At 69.3% G+C, this 23,159-nt stretch carries 15 protein-coding genes; 9 read left to right on the forward strand and 6 right to left on the reverse strand.

From position 1 onward, the window contains the following. Positions 1 to 127: 127 nt before the first annotated feature. The 3 genes from GKO32_RS33110 to GKO32_RS33120 are packed head-to-tail and all read left to right on the forward strand — an operon-like array spanning position 128 to position 3,750. Positions 128 to 964, forward strand: coding sequence for an undecaprenyl-diphosphate phosphatase (locus GKO32_RS33110; protein WP_154760855.1), 837 nt, complete (start codon positions 128 to 130; stop codon positions 962 to 964). Between the two features lie 21 nt (positions 965 to 985). After that, a complete protein-coding gene (locus GKO32_RS33115) occupies positions 986 to 1,696 on the forward strand; it encodes a histidine phosphatase family protein (RefSeq protein WP_312868987.1) in 711 nt (236 codons plus the stop codon). Beyond that, positions 1,693 to 3,750 (forward strand): M3 family metallopeptidase, encoded by a 2,058-nt coding sequence (locus GKO32_RS33120; RefSeq protein WP_312868988.1) that lies wholly within the window; start codon positions 1,693 to 1,695, stop codon positions 3,748 to 3,750. Before GKO32_RS33115 ends, GKO32_RS33120 begins: the two co-directional genes overlap by 4 nt. A 96-nt stretch (positions 3,751 to 3,846) precedes the next feature. Here GKO32_RS33120 and GKO32_RS33125 read toward each other — a convergent pair whose 3' ends face one another. The 6 genes from GKO32_RS33125 to GKO32_RS33150 all read right to left on the reverse strand — a co-directional run bounded on the left by GKO32_RS33125 (position 3,847) and on the right by GKO32_RS33150 (position 16,090). After that, complete coding sequence (locus tag GKO32_RS33125; RefSeq protein WP_154760857.1) at positions 3,847 to 4,836, reverse strand: malate dehydrogenase; 990 nt, start codon at positions 4,834 to 4,836, stop codon at positions 3,847 to 3,849. Continuing rightward, positions 4,833 to 6,995, reverse strand: coding sequence for an FUSC family protein (locus GKO32_RS33130; protein WP_154760858.1), 2,163 nt, complete (start codon positions 6,993 to 6,995; stop codon positions 4,833 to 4,835). Before GKO32_RS33130 ends, GKO32_RS33125 begins: the two co-directional genes overlap by 4 nt. 133 nt (positions 6,996 to 7,128) lie before the next feature. Further along, positions 7,129 to 10,089: a GH92 family glycosyl hydrolase gene (locus tag GKO32_RS33135; protein WP_166459803.1), complete on the reverse strand. Its 2,961-nt coding sequence runs from the start codon at positions 10,087 to 10,089 to the stop codon at positions 7,129 to 7,131. A gap of 23 nt (positions 10,090 to 10,112) precedes the next feature. Beyond that, positions 10,113 to 13,871, reverse strand: coding sequence for a GH92 family glycosyl hydrolase (locus GKO32_RS33140; RefSeq protein WP_154760860.1), 3,759 nt, complete (start codon positions 13,869 to 13,871; stop codon positions 10,113 to 10,115). 109 nt (positions 13,872 to 13,980) lie between these two features. After that, positions 13,981 to 15,270: a M20/M25/M40 family metallo-hydrolase gene (locus GKO32_RS33145; RefSeq protein ID WP_154760861.1), complete on the reverse strand. Its 1,290-nt coding sequence runs from the start codon at positions 15,268 to 15,270 to the stop codon at positions 13,981 to 13,983. Beyond that, complete coding sequence (locus GKO32_RS33150; protein WP_154760862.1) at positions 15,263 to 16,090, reverse strand: M55 family metallopeptidase; 828 nt, start codon at positions 16,088 to 16,090, stop codon at positions 15,263 to 15,265. Before GKO32_RS33150 ends, GKO32_RS33145 begins: the two co-directional genes overlap by 8 nt. Positions 16,091 to 16,454: 364 nt before the next feature. On the opposite strand from GKO32_RS33150, the gene GKO32_RS33155 reads away from it, so the two are divergent. From GKO32_RS33155 to GKO32_RS33180, 6 genes are all read left to right on the forward strand, one after another. Further along, complete coding sequence (locus tag GKO32_RS33155; RefSeq protein WP_154760863.1) at positions 16,455 to 16,985, forward strand: dihydrofolate reductase family protein; 531 nt, start codon at positions 16,455 to 16,457, stop codon at positions 16,983 to 16,985. A 292-nt stretch (positions 16,986 to 17,277) separates the two neighbouring features. After that, on the forward strand, positions 17,278 to 18,432 hold the full coding sequence (gene glgA / locus GKO32_RS33160) for a glycogen synthase (protein ID WP_154760864.1): 1,155 nt from the start codon (positions 17,278 to 17,280) through the stop codon (positions 18,430 to 18,432). Further along, positions 18,429 to 19,640 carry a glucose-1-phosphate adenylyltransferase gene (gene glgC, locus GKO32_RS33165; protein WP_312868989.1) on the forward strand — a complete coding sequence of 404 codons (1,212 nt, stop codon included), beginning with the start codon at positions 18,429 to 18,431 and terminating at the stop codon, positions 19,638 to 19,640. The genes glgA and glgC overlap by 4 nt, the downstream gene beginning before the upstream one ends. 60 nt (positions 19,641 to 19,700) lie before the next feature. Next, on the forward strand, positions 19,701 to 20,117 hold the full coding sequence (locus tag GKO32_RS33170; RefSeq protein ID WP_154760865.1) for a hypothetical protein: 417 nt from the start codon (positions 19,701 to 19,703) through the stop codon (positions 20,115 to 20,117). A 90-nt stretch (positions 20,118 to 20,207) separates the two neighbouring features. Next, positions 20,208 to 21,548, forward strand: coding sequence for a serine hydrolase domain-containing protein (locus GKO32_RS33175; RefSeq protein ID WP_154760866.1), 1,341 nt, complete (start codon positions 20,208 to 20,210; stop codon positions 21,546 to 21,548). A gap of 27 nt (positions 21,549 to 21,575) precedes the next feature. Continuing rightward, complete coding sequence (locus GKO32_RS33180; RefSeq protein ID WP_154760867.1) at positions 21,576 to 23,150, forward strand: ABC transporter substrate-binding protein; 1,575 nt, start codon at positions 21,576 to 21,578, stop codon at positions 23,148 to 23,150. Positions 23,151 to 23,159 lie beyond the last annotated feature (9 nt).

Here is a 23,159-nt window from a genome sequence, read left to right on the forward strand (position 1 = left end):
GTGGTGGGGGAGTGGTTGGCGGTAAGGGGAGCCCCCGGCTTCCGGCCCGAGGGCTCTACGATCATCGCGGCAGATACTCTTCCGCACCGTGCAAAACAGACTTCACGCAACAAAGGCCCGGTGACCGATGGGCTGGTTCGAAGCACTCATCCTCGGCCTCGTGCAGGGCCTGACGGAGTTCCTGCCCATCTCATCGAGCGCGCATCTGCGCATCACGGCCGCGCTCGCCGGCTGGCAGGATCCCGGCGCCGCGTTCACCGCGGTCATCCAGATCGGCACCGAACTGGCGGTGATCATCTACTTCGCGGGCAAGATCGGGCGGATCCTCCGTGCCTGGTTCCTGTCGATCTTCACCAGCCGGTGGCGGTCCGATCCCGACGCCCGGATGGGCTGGCTGGTGATCATCGGCTCGATCCCGATCGTCGTGCTGGGCCTGCTGTTCCAGGACGACATTCACACGACCTTCCGTGACCTCCGGCTCACCGCCACCGTGCTGATCGTGTTCGGCATCGTCCTCGCGGTCGCCGACCGCGTGGGTGCCCAGACGCGGACACTCGACGACCTGACCGTCCCGCACGGCCTCGGTTTCGGGTTCGCGCAGGCGCTGGCGCTGGTGCCGGGCGTGTCGCGCTCCGGCGGGACGATCACCGGTGGCCTGCTGCTCGGCTACACCCGCGCCGAGGCCACCGAGTACTCGTTCCTGCTCGCGGTGCCCGCCGTGCTGGGCTCCGGCTTGTACGAGGTCACCAAGATCGGCGAGGGGACCAGCCCGCCGTGGGGGCCGACGATCCTGGCGACCCTGGTGTCCTTCGGCGTCGGCTACGCGGTGATCGCCTGGCTCATGCGCTACATCAAGACGCGCAGCTACCTGCCGTTCGTGATCTACCGGGTGGCGCTCGGCATCGCGCTGTTCGTGCTCATGGGCACCGGTGTACTCGACCCCAAGGCGGGCCCGACGTTCTGACCACCACGTAGTCTGGCGCTCGTGGCAACAGTGATCCTCTTGCGGCACGGCCGGTCGACCGCGAACGGCTCCGGCGTGCTGGCCGGCCGGGCCCCCAAGGTGGGCATCGACGAGACCGGCCGCGCCCAGGCCAAGGCACTGCCGGAGCGGCTGGCCGGCGTGCCGCTGGCGGAGGCGGTCGTGTCGCCGATGTTGCGCTGCAAGCAAACCGTGGCGCCGCTGCTGGAGGCACGCGGGCTGCCCCGCACGGTCGAACCCCGGCTGTCCGAAGTGGACTACGGGGAGTGGACCGGCCGCGAGATCAAGACGCTGCTCAAGGAACCGCTGTGGCGGGTGGTGCAAGCACACCCGTCCGCGGCGGTGTTCCCCGGCGGCGAAGGGCTCGCGGCCATGCAGTCCCGCGCGGTGGCCGCGGTCCGCGAGCACGACGCCAGGATCACGGCAGCGCACGGCGAGCACGCGGTGTGGTTGCTGTGCAGCCACGGTGACGTGCTCAAGTCGATCCTCGCCGACGCGCTCGGCCAGCATCTGGACGCGTTCCAGCGGATCGTCGTGGACCCCGCGTCGATCTCCGTCGTGCGCTACACCGAGACGCGGCCGTTCGTGGTGCGCGTCAACGACCACAGCTCGGATTTCGCCGGGGTGGTGCCCGAACCGCCGAAGCGCGGTAGGAAGAAGACATCCTCCGACGCCGAGATCGGGGGCTCGACGGGACGAAAGGGCCGCCAGTGAGCGAGCTTGCACCGGACAATCCGTTCGCGGAGCCGAGCCGACTGCCCTATGGGCTGCCGCCGTTCGACCGTATCGGCGAGGAGCACTACGCGCCGGCGTTCGAAGCAGGCCTGGCGGCGCATGCGGCCGAGATCGAAGCCATCGCCGCCGATCCCGAGCCGCCGACGTTCGACAACACGGTGGTCGCGCTGGAGCGCTCCGGCCGGCTGCTTTCCCGCGTGGCGTCGGTGTTTTTCAACCTCACCTCGTCGGACACCAACCCGGTGCTGCAGGACCTGCAGGCGCAGATCGCGCCGAAGCTCGCCGCGCACCACGACGCGGTCCACCTCGATCCGCGCCTGTACGCGCGGATCCGGGACCTGTTCGAGCGCCGCGAATCCCTTGGCCTGGACGCCGAATCCGCCTGGCTGCTCGAGCGCGTGCACACCGATTTCCAGCGGGCGGGCGCCGGACTGGGCGAGACCGAGCAGGCGCGGCTGCGTGAGCTCAACCAGGAGCTGTCCACTTTGAGCACCCGGTTCCAGGAGAACCTGTTGCGCGACACCAATGATCTGGCTGTCGTGGTGGACGACGCGGGCGAGCTGGCCGGTCTGTCCGCGGACGCGGTGGCGGCGGCGAAGGAGGCCGCGACGGCACGGGGCGAACCGGACAAGTACCTGCTGAGCCTGAACCTGCCGACGTCGCAGCCGTTGCTGGCTTCACTGGAGAACCGTGCGCTGCGGGAACGGCTGTTCCGCGCTTCGACCGCACGCGGGAACCGGGGCGACGACAACGACAACGGCGCGGTGCTCACCCGGATCGCGGTGCTCCGGGCGGAACGCGCCGCGTTGCTCGGCTACCCGCATCACGCTGCGTACGTGATTTCCGACGAGACGGCCCGGACATCGGAGGCGGCGGCCGCGTTGCTGGAGCGGCTGGCCCCCGCCGCGGTGGCCAACGCCAAGCGAGACGCCGGGGAGCTGCAACGGTATCTGGAACAGGACGTCCCTGGGGCGATGCTGGAGCCGTGGGACTGGGCGTTCTACGCGGAGCGGGTCCGCAAGGCGCGCTACGACATCGACGACGCGACGCTGCGGCCGTACTTCGAACTGGATCGCGTGGTGCGCGATGGGGTGTTCTACGCGGCGAACCGGTTGTACGGCTTGAGTTTCACCGAGCGGGACGACCTTCCCGCATACCACCCCGGGGTACGGGTGTTCGAGGTGTCCGATGTGGACGGTTCGCCGCTGGGTCTGTTCCTCGGCGACTACTACACGCGGGATTCCAAGCGCGGCGGCGCGTGGATGAACACGTTCGTGGATCAGTCGGATCTCCTGGGCGAGCGCCCGGTCGTGGTGAACAACCTGAACATCTCGCGCCCGCCGGACGGTGAGCCCACGCTGCTGACCTACGACGAGGTCATCACGTTGTTCCACGAGTTCGGGCATGCGCTGCACGCGTTGCTGTCGGCGGTGCGGTACCCGGCGTTCTCGGGCGCCAACGTGCCGCGCGACTTCGTGGAGTACCCGTCGCAGGTCAACGAGATGTGGATGTTGTGGCCCGAGGTGCTGGCCAACTACGCCAAGCATCACCGCACGGGGGAGCCGTTGCCGGCGCAGCTGGTGGCGCGGCTGGCGGAGTCGGCGCAGTACGGCCAGGGATACTCGACCACGGAGTATCTGTCGGCGGCGTTGCTGGATCAGGCGTGGCACAGCATCACGCCGGATGACGAGATCGGTGACGTGGACCGGTTCGAGGCGGCCGCGCTGGAGAAGGCAGGGGTGGCGTTGCCGGTGGTCCCGCCGCGCTACCACAGCACCTACTTCGCGCATGTGTTCAGCGGTGGCTATTCGGCGGGCTATTACTCCTACATCTGGAGTGAGGTCCTCGATGCGGACACGGTGGAGTGGTTCCGTGAGAACGGCGGCTTGACCAGGGCGAACGGTGACCATTTCCGCCGCGAACTGCTCAGCAAGGGCGGCAGTGGCGACGCGATGACAGCATTCCGCACCTTCCGCGGCCGCGACCCGGAGATCACCCCGCTCCTCCAGCGCCGGGGGCTCACCGCGGCCTGATCGTGGTAATTCGCCGATGTCGAGGGGCGAGCGCCAACGTCGGGGACCGTTCTCGCCGGACAGAACGGACGAGAACGGTCCCCGACGGGCAAGACGTCAGACCAGGCCGAGCTTGCGCACCGCTTCGCGTTCTTCGGCCAGTTCCGCCACCGAGGCGTCGATCTTGCCGCGGGAGAACTCGTCGATCTCCAGGCCCTGCACGATCTTCCACTTGCCGTTCGCGGTGGTCACCGGGAACGACGAGATCAGGCCTTCCGGCACGCCGTACGACCCGTCCGACGGCACCGCCATCGAGGTCCAGTCACCGTCGGCGGTGCCGTTGACCCACGTGTACACGTGGTCGATCGCGGCGGACGCGGCCGACGCGGCGGACGACGCGCCCCGGGCTTCAATGATCGCGGCGCCGCGCTTGGCGACGGTCGGGATGAACTCGTCCTCCAGCCACTTCTGGTCGTTCACGGCCTCGGCGGCGTTCTTGCCCGACACCTCGGCGTGGAACAGGTCGGGGTACTGGGTCGCGGAGTGGTTGCCCCAGATCGTCAGCTTCTTGATCTCCGACACCGGCGCGCCCAGCTTCTTCGCCAGCTGCGCGGTCGCCCGGTTGTGGTCGAGACGCGTCATCGCGGTGAACCGCTCGGCGGGCACGTCGGGCGCGTGGGACTGCGCGATCAGCGCGTTGGTGTTGGCCGGGTTGCCGACGACCAGCACCTTGATGTCCTCGGCGGCACCGGCGTTGATCGCCTCGCCCTGCGGCTTGAAGATGCCGCCGTTGGCCTCCAGCAGGTCACCGCGCTCCATGCCCTTCGTGCGCGGCCGCGCACCCACCAGCAACGCGACGTTCGCGCCGGAGAAGGCCTGCTTCGGGTCGTCGAAGATGTCGGTGCCGGCCAGCAGCGGGAAGGCCCCGTCCTCGAGTTCCATCGCGGTGCCCTCGGCCGCCTTGACCGCCTGCGGGATCTCCAGCAGCCGCAGCTTCACCGGGGTGTCCGGGCCGAGCAGCTGACCGGACGCGATGCGGAACAGCAACGCGTATCCGATCTGACCGGCGGCGCCGGTGACGGTGACGTTGACGGGGGCTTGGGTCATGGCGTACTCCTGCGGACGTTCTCTTGGCTTCTGTCCGTGACTCTATCGGCCGCTGCCTGCGCTGACGCGGTGCGTCGCCCCACACCCGGCTTGACCGATTCCGCCGCCGGAACCTCGAAAACCCGGCCCAGCACCAGAACCGCCTCGTCAAGGCGGCTCAAGCTGGTCAGCACCGACCGGGCGTGGCGGCTGTCGGACTCGACCGTGATCGGCGTCTCAGTATCGCGGTCGAGTTTGCGTGGCGTGGCGCCGTCGAGCGTCTCGGCGAGTACCTCGACATTCTGCGTGACCCGGTCGACCAGTTCGGTGAGCCGGTCGTCCCCGGCGAGCAGACCCGGTTCGGCGCGGGCGGCGACATGCCGCACGCGGAAGGCGATCCGGTCGAGCGTGGTGACCACATAGGACCCGTAGCTGCGGCGGCTGGCGAGGCTGATCGGGTGGATGAGCGGCTCGATCGTGGTCCGGACCTGTTCGACCGTGCGGTCCAGCTCGCGCGACAGCTCGATGATGTTGACGTTGTCCTGTCCCGACAGCAGCACCTCGGCCTGATCGAGGAATTCGTGCAGCGCCGCCAGCACCGCCTTGAAGTCCGAGCGCAGCACCGTGCGGGTGCGCACCGGCAGGACCGCGACCGCGGCCAGGATCCCGGCGGCGGCGCCGACCGCGGTCTCCGCGACCCGCAGCCACAGCACGTCGACGGTGAACGTGCCGAGCAGGCTGTAGAGCAGACCGAGCATGCACGTGATGAAGAACGACATCACCAGCTGCGACACGCGCGCGGTGTAGACGACGCAGAACACGCACACCAGGATCAGCGCGACGGTCAGCGCGAAGTTGCCGGTGACCAGCAGGGCGAGCAGCATCCCGCCGAAGATCCCGGCCACCGTGCCCGACACCCGCCGGAAACCCTTCACGAACGCCGCGCCGGTGGTGGAGGTGTTGAGGAACACGACGAACACCGTCAGCACCGCCCAGTACCAGCGCTGGTGCGAGACGAGTTCCCCGCCGATGACGGCGAGGGTGCCGCCGATCATCGCCTGTAGCGCGGCGCGGGCCTGATTGTCGAACGCCAGCAAGGGTTTCTTCCTGGGTGCGGGCTCCTCGGGCAGCTCGGCCTCGGCGGAGTAGTCGTGCTCGGCGATCCGCTGCGCGTTGACGTCCGCCAGCGCCAGCTCGGCGATCGCGCGGCGCAGCTCGTCGCCGGGCTCGGCCTTGTCACCGAGCCGGCTGCCGCTGACGAGCATCCGGCTGAACTGCCCGGTCTCGCTGATGACCGGCAGCTCGCGTGGGTCGTGCTCGATGAGGGACTCGAACCGCAGGATGCTGCCGACGAGCTCGTCGCGGACCTCGTCCGGCAGCTTCTCGGTGTTGGTGCGGCGGGCGGCGTGGGAGAGCCACTGGGCGGCGAGCTCGACCTCGATCGCGCGGCGCCGCAACAGTTCCGACGCCGGCGGGTCGAGCACCTCGTCGATCGCGTCCTCGATCATCAGCACCGCTTCGTGCAGCCGGGTGTCGGCGTGGCGCAACTGGGTGCGGCGCCGCTCGCTGCCGCCGCTCGCGAGATAGGCCGCCGCGGCGGCCGCATGCCTGCCGAGGCGGGCCCGGAACGCGCCGCGGATGCGCACCAGTTCGCGTTCCGGGTCGCGGCGCAGGATCACGAACCGCATCACCGCGTTGCTGCCGATGCCCAGCGCCAGCGCCGGCAGGTACAGCGGCAGCTGGTCGAAGCGGATCTGCAGGAACATCGCGAAGAAGAACATGAAGAACGCGAGCGCGCCGATCGCGGGGCCGCGTGGGGCGAACCGCTGTGCGTAGACGGCCAGGAAGATCAGCAGGATGAACAGCACGCTGTCCAGCGGTGGCCGGGTGCTGCCGAGCGCGGCGACGGTGAGCGACAGCGCGCCGCCGCACATCGCCAGGATCAAGGTCACCGCCTGGGCGGACTCGGTGCGGTCGTTGACCGTGAACGCCGACTGCATGGCCGCGATCGCGGCGACCAGGATCTCCGGGACGGGGCGGCCGAGGATGCCGAGCACCGCGATCGCGAGCACGATGCCGCCGACCCCCAGTGTCGCGCGCCGTGCCCGCAGCAGGCCGGGATCGGCCGCGATGAGCCGGTCACGCAACCGTTCGACGGTCGTGGTGAGAGTGTCGATCATCGGCGACCGGCCACGGGTTTCTCTCCAGTGCGGGGCTGGGCGGCTGCTGGCTTCGTGTGGTCGAGAGTACGCATGGGCGGTGTGTGGCGGGGGTTTCGCCCGGCTCCGATGAGGGGTTCATCACCGGCCGGGCTCACGCGGCGAGGAGTTCCCATTGGGCGAGGGTCAGTTTCCGTCCGTGGCAGGCGGTGAAGCGCAGCCGGTAACGCGCGTGCGCGGCAGGTCGGGACAGCGCGAACGGCCGCGTTTGCCGCGGCCACGGGAAAGTCTCGTCCGTCCGGCGGTCGAGCAGCACCCAACGCCGGCCGTCGTCGGACCCTTCCAGTACCCAGGCCTCCGGCGCGCCGCGGGTGCCGGACGTCAGCGTGTAGATCTCCACCGGCCGGGGCGGACCGTCCACTGTGTACTCGATCACCGGAGTCGCGGTGGCGAACGTGATCTGGGTGCGGCTCGTGTCGTCGAACAACGCGGCCAGATCCGGGCGCGAGTGCCCGGCGAGATCGGTCAGCGGCCGCGGCGCCGCGTCTCCACCGGTCAGCGACGGCGGCGGGCTGCCCCAGCCGGACGGCTCCTCGCCGAGCGTGAACTCCAGCCTCGCCCCGGCGGTGAGCACGTCATGTGAGATCCAGGACCGCTCGTGCGGCTCGTCGTCGACCAGCAGGCTCTGCACGTACGCTCCGCTGCCGGACGTGGTGATCGTCAGGTGTTTCCCGTTCTCCAGCACGACATCCGCACGCGGGAACAGCGGCGCGCCCAGCACGTACACCGGGCTGCCGACCGCGAGCGGATACAACCCGAGCGCCGCGAAGACGTACCACGCGGACATCTCGCCGTTGTCTTCGTCACCGGGGTAGCCCTGCCCGATATCGCTGCCCAGATAGCACCGGGTGAGCACCTCACGCACCACGGCCTGTGCCTTCGCCGGCACACCCGCGTAGTGGTACATGAACGGAACGTGGTGTGAGGGCTGGTTGGAATGCCCGTACTGGCCCAGCCGGACATCCCGCGCCTCGGTCATCTCGTGGATGATCCCGCGGTAGGAACCCGGATTCCGGCCGGTTTCCGGAGTGGCGAAGAAAGTGTCCAATTTGGACTCCAGTGCGGCGCGTCCGCCGAGCAGGTTCGCCAGCCCGTTCCCGTCATGGGGCACGGAAAACGCCATGTTCCAGCCGTCGGTTTCGGTGTAGTCGTAACCCCACACGGTGGGGTCGTACTTGTCCGGCGCCCAGCGCCACCGGCCGTCGCGGTGGCGGCCCTGGAAGAAGCCGGTGCGCTCGTCGAAGTGGTGCACATAGCCCGCGGCGCGCTGGCGGAAGTACTTCGCCTCGTCCGGTTTTCCCAGTGCCTGCGCGAGATTCGCGAGGGCGAAGTCGTTGACATACCCTTCCAGCGCCCAGGAAAGCCCTTCCGGTGTGGTCAACGGGGTGTAGCCGAGGAAGATCGACTCGGCCAGTCCCTTGCGGCCCACAGCGCGCTCCGGCGGGGCCACGGTCGCGTTCTTCATCGCGGCTTCGTAGGCGGCGTGCACGTCGAACCCGCGCACTCCCTTGAGATACGCGTCGGCGAACGCGACGTCGGAACTGGTGCCGGTCATCAGATCCGCGTAGCCGGGGGAGGACCAGCGCGCGATCCAGCCGCCTTCGCGATACTGCTGCACGAACCCGTCGATCAGCTCTCCGCACCGGCCCGGCGCGAGCAGGGCATACGCGGGCCAGGTGGTGCGATAGGTGTCCCAGAACCCGTTGTTGACCGACATCGGCCCGTCCATGACCTTCGCGCCGGTCCGTTTGCGGGTGCTGGGCCACCGCCGCCGCACGACGGGGCTGGCGTGCCTGCGTCCCGACGGTGTCTCCTCGTGGCCGGAGTTCGGGTAGAGGAACAACCGGTACAGGCACGAATAGAACGTGATCAGCTGGTCCTCGTTCGCGCCGTCGAGCTCGACCCGGCCGAGCAGGTCCTGCCACGCCTGCCGCGCGCTGTCGCACACGTGCTCGAACGTCGTCCCGGCGGGCATCTCCGCGTCCAGGTTGTGCCGGGCCTGTTTCAAGCTGATCAGCGAGGTCGCGATCCGCAGTTCGACGGTGGACGTGCCGAACGACAGCGTCTTGCCCTGCTTGGTGCCGGGCCGGTCGAAGGTGCCGTAGACGAACATCCGCCGCGCCCCGGCGGAAAGCCGGCTGCGCACCGAGGTGTATCCGGTGACCACGCCCTGTGCCGGGTCGAGCCGGATACCGCCGCGGTTGCAGGCGAACCGGACGGATGCCTTGCCGGGGAAGGAAAACCGGAACAACGCGGCGTGGTCGGCGGGTGCCAGATCGGCGGTGATTCCGCTGTCGAACCGCACGCCGTAGTGGTAAGGGCGATCGATCTCGTGGTCGTGCCCGAATGTCAGGTCGCCCTCGGGCACGATGTGGAACGTGTGCCGGTCGCCCATCCACGGGCTCGGCTGGTGGCTGAGTGCGAACCCCTCCAGGCGTGGCCGGTTCGCGGCGTTGTTGCGGCGGTGGTACTCGTACAGCCAAGTTGTCGAAGACGCGTCGGTTACCGGGGTCCAGAAGTTGAACCCGTGCGGCACAGCGGTCGCGGGAAAGGTGTTGCCCCGCGAGAACTCCGCGCTGGACTGGGTGCCGCGGGTGGTGTGCACCCAGTCGACGGGGGCGTGGTAACGCGGCGGCCGGTCGGCGATGCGGACGTCGTCCAGCCAGCCGGTGGCGTCCGGTCCGTCCAGGACGATCGCGCGCACGGTCCGGCCGGCCGGGATCAGGCGGCGCACGAGGTTCCACTGGTCCGGGTACAGCGTCTTCGGATCCAGTGCCCCGGCGAGGGTGCTGCCATCATCCAGTTCCACGTCGAGCGCGATTCCCAGGCCGTCCTCGGGAAAGACCACATAGGACAGTTCGGTGTGCTTGCCGGCCACGATGTCCACCTCGAACAGCCGCACCCGGCGCGGCCGCTCGTACCTCAACGCTCGGACCCCGGTGAAGCCGACGCCCGGCTTGGCGGTGGGGGAGCGCGAAGGACCGGAGCCGACCGTGCCGGCGAGCGGGACAGGGTCCCCTTCTTCGAACGACGAACAGAACCGGTCAGGGATCACATTCCCACGGTAACCGCCGGTGCTCACCGTGGCTTGCCGAGAAGCTCCACCTCCGCCAGCGTGGCCGGGCCGGACAGCTCCAGCCGGTAGTACGTGTACGCCCCGGGCTGCGCGACCTGGAACGGCCGGGTCTGCTGCCGCCAGGTGAACGTCTGGTGCTGCCTGCTGTCCATCGTCGTCCAGTGCGCGCCGTCGTTCGAGCCGCTCAGCGTCCAGCCGTCCGCGTCACCGCCGGTGCCCGAGGTGAGCGTGTAGTACGAAACCGGGTCGCCGGGCGCGGACAGCTGGTACTGCACGGTCGTCACCTGGGCCTGGGTCTTCGACGTGTTGTCGAACAGTGCGGGCTCGGACGCGGTGCCCTTGCCGGGGCCGGTGACGTCGGCGAGTGGCGCCGGTGCCTGGTCGCCCGTGGTGATGGAGGCGGGCGCGTCGCCGGGACCGGTGCCCCAGCGCGACGGGTCCGGGCCCAGGTCGAAGTCGAGCGTGCCGCCGTGGGCGAGCAGGTCGTGCGGCAGTGACGTCGAAGTCCACGGCCTGCCGTTGACCCGCAGCCCCTGCACGTAGACGTTCGCCGCGTTGTTCTTCGGCGCGTTGATCACCAGGTCCCGCCCGGGAAGGTGCACGGTCGCCCTGGTGAACAGCGGCGAGCCGACCGCATAGTCCGGGCTGCCCATCCGCAGCGGGTAGAAGCCCAGCGCGCTGAACACGTACCACGCGGACATCTCGCCGTTGTCCTCGTCGCCGGGGTAGCCCTGGCCGAGTTCACTGCCCACGTAGAACCGGGAAAGCGCTTCCCGGACCTTGGCCTGGGTCTTGGCCGGCTGACCCGCGTAGTCGTACAGGTAGAGGATGTGATGCGCGGGCTGGTTCGAATGCCCGTACTGGCCCATCCGCACGTCCCGCGCCTCCCGCATCTCGTGGATCGTGCCGCCGTAGGCACCGGGGAACGTTGCGGTTTCGGGCGTGGCGAAGAACTGGTCGAGCTTGTTCGCGAGCCCGGGCTTTCCGCCGTAGAGATCGGCGAGGCCCTGCCCGTCCTGCGGCACAGTGAACGCCATGCCCCAGCCATCGGTCTCGGTGTAGTCGCCGCCCCAGTTGCGCGGGTCGTACTGGCCCGGCGGCAGCCGGAAGCTCCCGTCGGGGTTGCGGCCCTGGAAGAAGCCGGTGCCCGGGTCGAACAGGTGCACGTAGTTCTGCGCCCGGTTCAGGAAGTACGTGTAGTTGTCGAGGTACTCCTGCTTACGCGGGTCGCCCGGCCGGGCCTCGTCGGCGAGTTTCTTCGACAGGTTCGCGATCCCGAAGTCATTGATGTACCCCTCGATCGCCCACGACATGCCCTCGCCGGTCGTCGTCGGCGTGTACCCGAGGAAGATCGAACTGTCCAGCCCCTTGCGGCCGACGCTGTCGTTCGGGGGCGTCACGGTCGCGTTCTTGATCGCCGCGTCGTAGGCGCTGTGGATGTCGAAGTTCCGGACGCCCTTGAGGTAGGCGTCGGCGAAGGCCACATCGGAACTGGTGCCGGTCATCAGGTTCGCGTAGCCGGGGGAGGACCAGCGGGCGATCCAGCCCCCGTCGCGGTACTGCTGCACGAACCCGTCGATCATCTTGCCGGCCATATCCGGGGACAGCAGATCGTAGGCGGGCCAGGTGGTGCGATAGGTGTCCCAGAACCCGTTGTTCACGTACAGCTGCCCGTTTTCGACCTGCTGCGTGAACGGACTCGCGTAGGCGTATTCCGGCTGCCGGGCGCTGCCGGTGTTCTCGAAACCGGAGTTGGGGTAGAGGAACAAGCGGTACAGGTTCGAGTACAGCGTGGTGAGCTGGTCCTGGCTCGCCCCCTGCACCTCGATGACGCCGAGTTGCCGGTCCCAGGCCGCCTGTGCCGCGTCCCGCACAGACTCGAAGCTCGCGCCCGGCGCGATTTCCAGGCCGAGGTTCTTCTTCGCCTGCTCGACGCTGATCAGCGACGTCGCGATCCGCATCGTCACCGTCTTGCCGCTGAACTTGAGGTAACCGCGCACGTTGTCACGGCCTTCGCCGGGCAGCATCCCGCCCGAGGTCACCGGCTGATCGAATGTCGCGTACACGTACAGGCGCCCGGCGCCGGCCGACAGACCGCTCTTCACGTCGGAGTAGCCGGTGAGCGACCCGGTCGCCGGATCCAGGGTGAGGCCGCCGGCGTTGCTGACGTTGTCGAAGATCAGGTTCGCGTTGTCGCCGGGAAACGTGAAGCGGAACATCGCGGCGTGGTCGGTGGGCGCGATCTCCCCGCCGACGCCGTTCTCGAACTTCACGCCGTAGTAGTACGGCCGCGCGGTTTCGTTCGCGTGCTGGAACGCCAGCGCGCGGGCAGTGCGACTGCCGTCGGGCACACCCCCGGTGTCCGACGGCATGACCTGGAATGTCTGCCGGTCACCCATCCACGGGCTCGGCTCGTGACTGAGCCCGAAAGCCTGCAGCTGCGGCAGGTTCCGCGCGTTGTTGCTCTCCTGGTAGCGGTAGAGCCAGCTGTCCGAACCGGCGTCGGTCACCGGCGTCCAGAAGTTGAAGCCGTGCGGTAAAGCCGTCGCCGGGAAGTTGTTTCCGCGCGAGAAGTTTCCATTCGCATTACTTCCGCGCGTGGTAAGGACGTGGTCGGACAGATGCGCGACGGCGGGCTGCTGAGCCGGCGCGATCTGGACGTCGTCGACCCAGCCGTTGAAGCTCGCCGGCCCGGCCGTGCTGTCGTAGCCGAGGAGGATCCTGGCGATCGTCTTACCGCGCGCCACCTGCCCGAGCTTCGCGCGGATCAGGTTCCACTGGTTGGTGTACAAGGCTTTTCCGGCACCCTGGCCCTGCGGGGAGAGGCCGAAACCGTACTGATCGGTCGCGCCGAGATCGGACAGGAAGGTGCCGTCGGTGAACGCCAAGTCCACTGCCACGTTCGTACTCGGGTACCGCGGATCGGCGGTGGTGAACTCCGGGAAGATCTTGTACGCCAGTTCGGTGTCGCCCCGCACCGGGATGCGGACGTCGAACATCTTGTTGTACGAATACCCGCGGCCGTCACTGGTCTGTGTGCCCGTGTAGTGGAAGGCGTGCAGGCCGGTGTACCCGGCGCGAGGTTTGCTGGCATACCCGCCGACCGGGCCGCTGTCGGGGTGGCTGCGCATCGACGGCAACGGCGGCGGTGCGGGTTCGTCGTTGGCCAGCAACAGTTCCGACAGCTGCAGGATCGGCCCGCCGTTGTTCGCCGTGACGTCGAGCCGGTAGTAGCGGTACGGCGCGGCCGGGGCGAGCTGGTAGGTGTTGGTCTGAAAGCGCTTTCCGAAGGATTCGCCGCTGCGGTGATCGAGGTCGGTCCAGACCTGTCCGTCCGCCGAGCCCTGTAAGGTCCAGTCCTTCGGGTCGCGCTCGGGCGCGTCGTTGGCGGAGGTCAGCGCGTAGTGCGTGAGCGTGACCGGTTCGGACAGCGTGAAGCCCGCCCAGCCGGTGGGTGCCCACGCGAGCCATTTCGTGTCCGGGTTCGCGTCGAGGAGGTTGACCGCCACCTCACCGCCGTCGGTGTTCTCGGAGCTGGCGGTGACGTCGGTGACCTTGCCGCGGACGTCGCCGGGGATGGCGGATCCGTTGGCGCCGTTGACACCCGAGGCCCGCTCGGCCACGTCCACCGCGGGCTGTGGCTCGCCCGGCTCGAACGACGACGAGAACCCCGTCACGCCCGGCGCGGCGGTTGCGGACGCCAGCCCGGCCACGAGAGCGATGGCGGACACCAGTACCGGCACGACGCTGGTTCGGACCATATGCCGAACCTCAGCCGGTCACCCCGCCGCGCGTCAAGGATTCCCGCGAAACCTGGCTGAAACAGGACAAGTTCCACTCTTTTTCACGTGGCGGAGCCGCTTGCACTCTTCAGACCGAAGAGAGCAGCCGCCCGAGTACACGCTTGCCGAACTGCAGTCCCTCGACCGGCACCCGCTCGTCGACGCCGTGCGCCATCTCCCGGTACGGGAACCCCGGCGGCAGCCACAGCGGCGCGAACCCGTAGCAGTCCATGCCCAGCGGGCTGAACGCTTTCGCATCGGTGCCGCCGCCCATGCAGTACGGCACCACCACGGCCTCGGGGTCCTCGGCGCGCAGGGCGTCGGCCATCGCGGTGAACCACGGCGAGTCGACCGGCGCCTGGACCGGCGGGGTGTGTGAGACGAACTCGCGCTCGATCCCCGGCCCGAGCAGCGCGTCGATCTGGGCGAGCAGCTGCGCCTCGGTGCCCGGCAGGGTGCGGGTGTCCAGCTGTGCGTGCGCGACACCCGGGATCACGTTGACCTTGTAGCCGGCGTCGAGCATGGTCGGGGTGCAGCTGTTGCGGACGGTGTTCTCCGCCAGCGACGCCGCCGGGCCGAACCGCGCCAGCGTACCGTCCACATCGGACAGATCGACGTCGATGCCGAGCGCTTCCCCGGTGCGCGTGAGGAAAGCCTCGACGGCCGGGGTGAGGTGCACCGGCCACTGGTGCGCGGCGACCCGGTGCAGCGCGTCGACGAGCCGCACCACCGCGTTCTCGTCGTTGCGCCGGGAGCCGTGGCCGGCCTGCCCGTGCGCGGTCAGCCGCATGTGCGCGGTCCCGCGCTCGGCGGTACCGACCGGGTACAGGCGCACGGTCCGCCCGTCCGCGGCGGGCACGTGATAGGTGTAGCCGCCGGATTCGCTGATCGCGGCCACGCAGCCGTCGAAGAACTCGCGGTGCTCGGCGGCGAGCCAGTGCGCGCCCCACGCCCCGCGGTCCTCCTCGTCGGCGAGGAACGCCAGCACGAGTTCGCGGCGCGGCCGCAGCCCATCGGTGACGAGCGAGAGGACCATCGCGAGGAAGTCCTTCATGTCCACCGTGCCGCGGCCCCACAGGTAGCCGTCGTGGATCTCACCGGCGAACGGCGGCACCGACCACTCGGCCGGGTCCGCGGGCACGACGTCGAGGTGCCCGTGCACGAGCAGCGGCGCCAGCGTCGGGTCGGTGCCGGGGATCCTGGCGAGCACGCTGGCCCGCCGCGGCGCCGACTCCAGCACCTTCGGCTCGACCCCGGCGCCCGACAGCACGCTCGCCACGAACTCCGCCGCTTCCCGCTCGCCTTCGGCGTCCCCCTGCCCGCGGTTCGTGGTGTCGAATCGCACCAGCTGGGCACACAAATCCACGACGTCAGCCATAACTCCCCTGTACCGCCCCCGCGGCGATCGCGGTGACCACCTTGAACGCCTTCATCGCCCCGGTCATGTCCGGGGCCTCGAACCCGATCTTACGGATCCCGGTCTGCTCGACGGTCGGCACCACGGCCGCCGCCTGCGCCAGGTGGGTGGCGTCGAACTCCACCTCGATGCGATGCGGCGCCACCTGAGGCTCGGTGCGGCCGGCACGCGCCATCGCCCGCTCGGCGGCGAGCCGCAACATGGCCGACGTGCGCTCGGGCGGGATGCAGATGGCGGCGTAGCGGCTCACGCATTCCTTGACCGCCACGCCGATCGCGTCCGGCGCGTAGTCGCGGGCGTCCTCGCATGTCTTGTCGTCACCGCTGACCATGAGGACGGGTACCCCGTATTCGGCGGCCAGTACCGAGTTCAGCCTGCCCTCGCTCGCCGGCACCCCGTCCAGCCACACGCCGGTGATCTGGTTCTCCAGGTAGGTGTGGGCGAGCACCCCGTCCTCCCCGGCGCCGGCGTGGTAACCGATGAACGCCACACCGTCCACACCGGACTCGACACCCTGCATCATCGACAGCGGTTTGTGCCGCCCGGTCAGCATCCGCACCCGCGCGTCGAGATCTTCCAGCAGCAGGTTGCGTTGCGAGGAATGGGCTTCGTTGACCAGCACGTCGGTCGCACCGCCATGGTGCAGGCCGGCGATCGTGGCGTTGACGTCCTCGGTGAACAGGCGGCGGAAACGTTGCCACTGCGCGGTTCCGGGCACCACGTCGTCGGTCCACGTGACGCCCGTGGCGCCTTCCATGTCCGCAGAGATCAGGATGCGCATGGCCCCCGACCCTACGGTGTGTTGTGAATATGGCTTGCGTAGCGGTGCGGGTGGCGGAACCTGAGTCCCGCCCGCCAGCCCGACCACCAGCCCCCGGGCGGAGGCGCTGCCGCCCCGCAGTGCGTTCGGTCTCCGGGATCGCCTCCTGAATATCCGCGCGAGTTGACCTTTCCGGCTGCGCGAGTTGCGCGTTCCCGCCGCACGCAACGCTCAACTCGCGCGCTCCCAACGCTCAACTCGCGCGCTCCCAACGCTCAACTCGCGCGTGACGGCCCTACAGCAAGGGGCCGCGCGCCGCGGCGATGAGTTCCGGCGGGCCGCGTGGTCCACTTCATCGACAGGCGAACGGACCGGCGGAGGAACCATGAAGATCAAGACGTACCTGGCAGTCAGTATCGACGGCTACATCACCACCCAGGAGGGCTGGCCGGTGCAGTTGTCGATGCCGGCCTTCACCGGGCGCACCTCCTACGGGTTGCCGGAGTTCCTCGCGGACTGCCGGGGTGCGGTGATGGGCCGGACGACGTTCCTGCCCGCGCTGGAGGCGCCCGAATGGCCGTGGCCGGGGTTACGCGTGTTCGTGCTCACCTCCAGCCCGTTGCCCGAAGGGACACCCGCGGAGGTGGTGAGCGCGCCCGATCCAGCCGAGTTGCGCAAGCTGATGGAGGAGGCCGATCTCGGCGGCGACGTCCATCTGGTCGGCGGGCAGCGGACGCTGGACGCGTTCCTGTCCATCGGCGCGCTGGACCAGCTGGGGGTGCTGACGGTGCCACGGTTCGTCGGCAGCGGGGTGCGACTGACCGCGGACGGCAGCCCGTTCCGCCGCTTCGAGCTCAGGTCCTCGCGGACGTTTCCGGACGGCTGCCTCGAGCAGGTCTACCTTCCCGCGGCCTGACCGCGGTGCCGGTGGGGGCCAGTCCGATCGCTCGGGGGGCGTGGCGATCGGACCGGCGGCCCCTGAGGGCGACGGCGGGTGGCGTGGCGGCGCCGGGTGCCGGCCCGGTGGAAGAGAAGAGACAACCACCGCGTCGGGACGGGCCCAGCGGCGGTACCACTCGATCGAGTGAAGGCAGCCGTTGCCCGTCCCGGGAGCCTGTGGCCCCTTGCTCCCGGGTTCTCCGGCTGTTTTCCGCCTGGTCACAGGGATTCCGCTGCTGAATGGTTGCCTGTGCCCTTAGGGTCAGAGCATGCGAGTCGGCCTGCTCACCCGCGAATACCCGCCCGACGTCTACGGGGGCGCCGGGGTGCACGTCGAGTTCCTCGCCAGGGAACTGCGCTCGCTCGTCGAGCTCGACGTGCATTGCTGGGGCGCCGATCGCGACGGCGCGCACGGGCACACCGGCGCCCGCGGGTACCACCAGCCCGCCTTCACCACCATGGACATCGCGGTGTCCATGGCCGACGCGCTCACCGGGTACGACCTCGCGCACAGCCACACCTGGTACGCCAACCTCGCCGGGCATCTGGCCAAGCTGACCTACGGCATCCCGCACGTGCTGACCGCGCATTCGCTGGAACCGTTGCGGCCGTGGAAAGCCGAGCAGCTCGGCGGCGGCTACCAGGTCTCGTCGTGGATCGAGCGGACCGCGTACGAGGCCGCCGACGCGATCATCGCGGTCAGCGCCGGGATGCGCCGTGACGTCCTCGACGTCTACCCCGCGGTGGCGCCCGAGCGGGTGCAGGTGGTGCACAACGGCATCGACACCGCGCTGTACCAACCGGTTTCCGCGACCGACGGGGTGCGTGCACGTGGTATAGACCTCGACCGGCCGTACGTGTTGTTCGTCGGCCGCATCACGCGCCAGAAGGGCGTGCCGCATCTCGTGCGCGCCGCGTCCGCGTTCGAGCCCGGCACGCAGGTCGTGCTGTGCGCCGGGGGTGCCGACACACCCGAACTGGACGCGGAATTCCGCGAGCTCGTGGGGCGGTTGCGGGCCGAGCGGGACGGGGTGTTCTGGATCCCGGAGATGCTGCCCCGCGACCAGGTCGTCCAGCTGCTGACGCACGCGACCGTGTTCGCCTGCCCGTCGGTGTACGAGCCGCTCGGCATCGTGAACCTCGAAGCGATGGCATGCGGAACCGCCGTGGTGGCCAGTGACGTCGGTGGCATCCCGGAGGTCGTCGAGGACGGAAAGACCGGGCTGCTGGTGCATTACGACGAGAACGACCCCGCCGCGTTCGAAGCGGGGCTCGCGGCGCGCGTCAACGAACTCACCGGTGACCGCGATCGGGCGCGGGCCATGGGATCGGCGGGCAGGGCGCGGGCCGTCGGGGAGTTCGGCTGGGCCGCGATCGCCGCCAGGACCGCCGGGATCTATGAGGAGCTACGGAGGTCGTCGTGAATGAGGGCGTATTGGGCATCGTGCTCGCGGGTGGCGAAGGCAAGCGCCTGATGCCGTTGACCACCGACCGCGCCAAGCCGGCGGTGCCCTTCGGCGGTGTGCACCGGCTCATCGATTTCGTGCTGTCCAATCTGGTGCACGGCGGGATCCGGCGGATCTGCGTGCTGACGCAGTACAAATCGCACTCACTGGACCGGCATGTCAGCACCACGTGGCGGCTGTCGTCGCTGACCGGAGAGTACGTCACCCCGGTGCCGGCGCAGCAACGCCTTGGGCCACGCTGGTTCCAGGGCAGTGCCGACGCGATCCACCAGAGCCTGAACCTGGTGTACGACGAAAATCCGGCCTATATCGCGGTTTTCGGCGCGGACAACATCTACCGGATGGACCCGGCGCAGATGCTCCGGTCGCATGTGGAATCCGGTGCGGGTGCCACCGTCGCGGGGATCCGGGTGCGGCGGGAGGAGGCGAGCGCGTTCGGCGTGATCTCCACGTCCGACGGCACCCACATCGACGCGTTCCTGGAGAAACCGGCCGATCCGCCCGGCCTGCCGGACTCGCCGGACGAGTCCTATGTGTCCATGGGGAACTACATCTTCACCACGCAGGCGCTGATCGACGCGCTGCGCACGGACTCGGAGAACCTGCAGTCCAAACACGACATGGGCCGCGACATCATTCCCGCGTTCGTCGGACGCGGTGACGCGGCGGTCTACGACTTCTCCACGAACGTGGTGCCGGGCGAAACCGAACGCGATCACGGGTACTGGCGTGACGTCGGCACGATCGACAGTTACTTCGACGCGCACACCGACCTGATCTCCACCCATCCGGTCTTCAACCTGTACAACCGGCGCTGGCCGATCCTGGCCTATCCCGGCCAGCGCGCGGCGGCGAAGTTTGTGGAGGGCGGCACCGCACAGCAGTCGATTGTCAGCAACGGCTGCATCATCTCGGGCGCACAGGTGGTCGACTCGGTCCTCTCGCCGGACGTCTACATCGAAAACGGTGCCGTGGTGCAGGGGTCGGTGCTGCTCGACGGTGTCCGGGTCGGGGCGGGCGCGGTGGTGCGGCGGGCGATCCTGGACAAGAACGTGGTCGTCCCGCCGGGTGCGCACATCGGCGTCGATCTGAACCGCGACCGCGGGCACTACCACGTCAGTCCGGGCGGGATCGTGGTGCTGGGCAAGGGAGAGACGGCCATCTGAGCGGTTTCGCTCACCCCATCCAGTGGTTCGGCCGACGAACGCGCGCGCACCGGGGTACGCATGAGACGACGCCCCGGGGAACGGCTCCGGGGGCACGCGGTGAGGGCCGGGATGTCGATCATGGGCAACGGGGTCTGGGGGTTGCTGGGCCTGCTGGGACTGTTCGGGTTGCTGGGTTTGCGCGCCCGTCCGCGAGCCCGGCAGGTCGCCGATGACCCGTTCGCCCGCTACTCGGTGATGAACCAGCGGCCGGTCCCGCATCCGAAGCCGGGGCAAGGTGGCGGAGTGCCTGGCGCCCGGCAGTGGCCGGACGAGGAAACGCTCGCGGCCACCGAGGCGACCGAACGCACCGGAGCCACCGCCGCGCCGCGAGCACACCGCCGGCAGCAGCCGGCGGCCCGCGAATTCGCTGCTCCCGGCGGTGGCCCGGCCGGGCCGGTCGACCGCGTCCGGTCCTGGTTCGACCGCCGACGGTAAGGCGATCTTCGTCCGGGAGGCCGGAGACCAGGCCGCGCGCTTGTGCGCGCGGACGAACTTTTCGCCCTGGCTGCCGGTTACTTTCACCCGATGGTGAACCTCGACGACGTCAGCGGGTGGCTCGAGGACCGGCTGCCCACCCTGCTGAGTGAACACGGAGTGCCCGGGGCGGCGATCGCCGTGTCCGCGGGCGGCGAGATGGTCGATCATGCCGCGGGCGTGCTCAACACCGGCACCGGGGTCGAGGCCACCCCGGACTCGGTGTTCCAGATCGGCTCCATCACGAAGGTGTGGACAGCGACTCTCGTGATGAAGCTGGTGGATGAAGGAAAAATCGACCTCGACGCGCCGGTGCGCCGGTATGTCCCGGAACTGCGTCTCGGTGACGAGTCCGCCGCCGCGGCCATCACCGTCCGGCAGCTGCTGTGCCACACCGCCGGCTTCGAAGGTGACCTGTTCACCGACACCGGCCGGGGTGACGACTGCGTCGAAAAGTACGTGGCGACCCTCGACGGGGTGGATCAGCTGTTCGCGCCGGGGGAGATGTTCTCCTACAACAACGCCGGCTTCTGCGTGCTCGGCCGCATCGTGGAAGTGTTGCGGGACAAGCCTTTCGACACGTGCCTTCGCGACGACCTGGTCACCCCGCTCGGCCTGACGCACGTGGCCACCTGTGCCGACGAGGCGATCCTGCACCGCGCCGCGGTCGGTCACCTGCCGTCGGGGCCGGCGCCGGTGTGGTCGCTGGCCCGCTCGAACGCTCCCGCGGGCTCGGCGCTGGCGATGCGACCGCGTGATCTGCTCACCTTCGCGCAGGCACATCTCGATGGCACCGTGCTCAGCCCCGGCAGCGGGAAAGCCATGCGGGAACGGCAGGTTTCGTTACCACCGCTGGGACTCATGGGCACTTCCTGGGGCCTGGGCTGGGAAATGTACGACGTCCCCGGCGGTCCCGTGATCGGCCACGACGGCGGCACCATCGGCCAGGCCGCGTTCCTTCGCGTCGTGCCGGCCGCGAACGTCGCCGTCGCGCTGCTGACCAACGGCGGCGACCCGATCTCGCTCTACCGCGAAATCTACGGGTACCTGTTGCCCGCGCTCGCCGGTGTCGAGCTGCCGCCCTTTCCGGAACCACCACCGGATCCCGGCCCGTTCGACGCGTCGCGGTATGTCGGCACCTACTCGTGCGAGGTCGTCGACCTGACCGTCACCCAGGACGACGACGGCAGGGTGTGGCTGGAGACGGCGCCGAAAGGCGTCCTCGGTGAGCTGAGCCAGGCCGACCGCACCGAACTCGTCCGGCTCGACGACGACACCCTCATCCAGCGTGAACCACAGCACGGCCTGCACCAGCCGCATGTGTTCCTCGGCGACGACAACGGCCGTGCCCGGTACATCCACACCGGCCGCGTCATCCGGCGCGCCGCCTGAAACCCGCACCACGACCTGGAGACACCGATGAAGACCGTGCTGGCATTAGCGGGGACCGGCCTGCTCGCGCTGACCGTCGCCGCGTGCGGGGGAAGCGCCGGGGGACAGTCCGTTGTGGACGGTAAGTCGTTCACCTTCGTTCTCGGTGCCGACCCCGGCACCCTCGACCCGCATTTCACCACGCTCTCGACCGCCTTGCAGGCCGACCTGTTCCTGTACGACTCGCTGGTCGCCTTCGATCCCAGTGGCCGGCCGGTCGCCGGGCTCGCCCAGACCTGGGAAGGCGACACGACGAAGGTCACCTACACCCTGCGCAAGGGCGTGACCTGCTCGGACGGCACGCCGCTGACCGCGACCCAGGTCGCCGGCAACATCAACTTCGTCGGGGATCCCGCGAACGCCTCGGCGCTCATGGGTATCTACGTGCCGCCGGGCACGAAGGCCGTCGCCGACGAGGCGGCCGGCACGGTCAGCGTCACCGCCGCGAGCCCCGATTCGTTCCTCGCGCGCAACGTCGGTGGCCTGCCGATCGTGTGCGCCAAGGGAATGAAGGACCGCGGGCTGCTCAAGCAGGGCGCCGACGGCACGGGCATGTTCACCCTGACCGAGGCCGTCACCGGTGATCACTACACCCTGACCCGCCGCAAGGACTACGCGTGGGGCCCCGGTGACTGGAAGACCGACACGCGCGGCCTGCCCGACACCGTGGTGCTGCGCGTCGTGCCGAACGAGACCACGGCGGCGAACCTGTTGGTGTCCAAGGAAGTCAACGTCGCGCAGATCATCGGCCCCGACCAGCAGCGGCTCAAGGGAATGGGGCTGCTCGAGCGGGACCAGGAGACACCGCTGGGGGAGATGTTCTACAACCAGAAGGCCGGGCTGCCCGCCGCCGACGAAGCGGTCCGGCGCGCGCTGACCCAGGCGCTGGATCTGACGCAGCTGGGCCAAGTTCTGACCAGCGGCACCGGCAAGCCCGCGAAAAGCCTTGTGCCGCCGGGGGCGGGGCCATGTGACGGGGACACGATCGGTTCGGCGTTGCCCGCACACGACGTGGCCGCCGCGAAGTCCACATTGGACGCCGCGGGCTGGGTCACCGGCGCGGACGGGGTGCGCACCAAGAACGGCAAGAAGCTCGCGCTGACGTTCTACTACCCGACCAGCTTCGGGCCGCCCATGCAGGCCGGAGCCGAGCTGGTGCAGCAACGGTGGCGTGAGGTCGGGGTGCAGACCGAGGTCAAGGGCATGACCGACGCGGAAAGCGCGCAGATCATCGGCGGCCAGGGCACGTGGGACGCGATCATGCTGCCGATCACGGTGAACCTGCCCTCCCAGCTGGTGCCGTTCTTCACCGGCCCGGCCGCGCCCGACGGCAACAACTTCGCGTCGATCGACAACCCGCAGTACAACGCGGCGGTGCAGGCCGCGTCGGCGATCGCCGGCACGGACGGCTGCGCGAAATGGGGCGAAGGCGAGAAAGCCTTGGTGCAGCACGTCGATGTCGTACCGTTCGTGAACACCGTGCGGCCGCTGTTCGCCCAGGGCGCCACGTTCGACACCGCGCTGGGTTCCGTCGCCCCCTCCTCCATCCGCATGCTCGGCTGAAGGAGAGCA

The sequence above is a fragment of the Amycolatopsis pithecellobii genome (assembly GCF_009707865.1).
GTDB classification, from domain to species: domain Bacteria; phylum Actinomycetota; class Actinomycetes; order Mycobacteriales; family Pseudonocardiaceae; genus Amycolatopsis_E; species Amycolatopsis_E pithecellobii.